This window comes from Streptomyces sp. NPDC018026 (assembly GCF_044327745.1).
Taxonomy (GTDB): Bacteria; Actinomycetota; Actinomycetes; order Streptomycetales; family Streptomycetaceae; genus Streptomyces; species Streptomyces rubrogriseus.
Genome location: NZ_JBIRFY010000049.1, coordinates 1 through 1,684 on the forward strand (window position 1 = coordinate 1; position 1,684 = coordinate 1,684).

Sequence of the window (1,684 nt, forward strand, 5' to 3'; positions counted from 1 at the left end):
AAGCATCCAGACCCGCCCCACGCACCCGCTCAAGAAGCTCATCAAACGTCGGATCCCCCGACAAATCCGTCCGCAACACCAACGTATTCACGAAGAAGCCGACCATCCCGTCCACCGACTCGTCGGTGCGACCGGCGACCGCCGAGCCGATCGGGATGTCGGTGCCCGCACCGACCTTGCTGAGCGTCACCGCCAGGGCGGCCTGCATCACCATGAACAGGGTCACCCCCCGCTCACGAGCCAGCCGCACCAGACGTTCATGCACCTCGGCCGGAATGTCCAGAGACACATGATGGCCCTTGTGGGACGCCACCGCCGGCCGCGGCCGGTCAGTGGGCAGCTCCAACTCTTCCGGTGCCGTTGCCAACCTGTCTCGCCAGTAGTCGACCTGACGGGACAGCAAGCTATCCGGGTCGTCTCCGTCGCCGAGCTGCTCCCGCTGCCACAGGGTGTAGTCCGCGTACTGGGCCGGCAGCACGGTCCACTCGGGTTCCCGCCGCTCGCACCGGGCCGCGTATGCCGTCGACAGATCCTGTGCGAAGGGGCTCGCCGAGGAGCCGTCCCAGGCGATGTGATGGACCACCAGGACCAGCACGTGCTCGGTCGGCCCGGTCTGCAAAAGCGCTGCGCGGATGGGGATTTCGGCCTCAAGGTCGAACGGACGGCGTGCGGCCCCGGCCACCCGTTCCGGCAGCTGCTCCTGCGCAATCCGCTCCGCTTCCAGCTCGAACACGGCCTCCTCGGCCGGCAGGATGCGCTGGTACGGCTCGCCGTCGGCCGCCACAAACACGGTGCGCAGCACCTCGTGGCGCTCCAGCACATCCCGCAGCGCGGCAGCGAGCGCGTCGCGGTCGAGCTCACCGGTCAGACGCAACGCCACCGCCGTGTTGTACGTAGCGCTCGGACCGTCCAACTGGGCGAGGAACCAGAGACGTTGCTGGGCGAACGACAGCGGTATGCGCTCCGGACGCGCCGTCGCGGTGACGCCGACCCGCCCCTCACCCGCCCGCCCGAGGCGTGTCGCCAGGGCGGCCGGTGTCGACGCCTCGAACACCACCCGCAGCGGCAGCTCCACTCCGAGGACCACGCGCACCCGGCTCACCAGTCGCATCGCCAGCAGCGAGTGACCGCCGAGCGCGAAGAAGTCGTCCTCCACGCCGACACTGTCCAGGCCGAGGACGTGCGCGAACGCGGCGCACAGGAGTTCCTCCCGCACGCTGGCCGGCGCCCGGCCCGTTCCCGTCGCGAACCGCGGTGCGGGCAGCGCCGCCCGGTCGAGTTTGCCGTTGACCGTCAGCGGCAGCTCGTCCAGGACCACGACCGCCGAGGGCACCATGTACTGCGGCAGCAGATCCTCAGCGAATTCCCTTACGGCATCGACCAGTTCGACCGTCGACGCGTCTCCAGGGTCGGCGACGACATAGGCGACGAGCCGCGTGTCGCCGGCCGTCTCCTCACGGGCCACCACCACGCACTGTGCGACACCCGCGCACGCGGTGAGGGCCGCGGCCACCTCACCCGGTTCGACCCGGAAGCCGCGGATCTTGACCTGCTCGTCCACCCGCCCCGCGAACACCAACTGACCATCAGCCGTCCAACGCGCCCGGTCCCCCGTCCGATACATACGCTCACCCACACCACCGAACGGACACGCCACAAACCGCTCCGCCGTCAACCCCCCACG

General features: G+C 69.7%; 1 protein-coding gene. It reads right to left on the reverse strand.

Annotated features, from left to right (window positions below):
• Positions 1–1,561: condensation domain-containing protein (locus tag ACH4D3_RS41185; RefSeq protein WP_398332886.1), on the reverse strand; the 1,561-nt coding region annotated here is incomplete at its 3' end.
• Between the last annotated feature and the right edge of the window lie 123 nt (positions 1,562–1,684).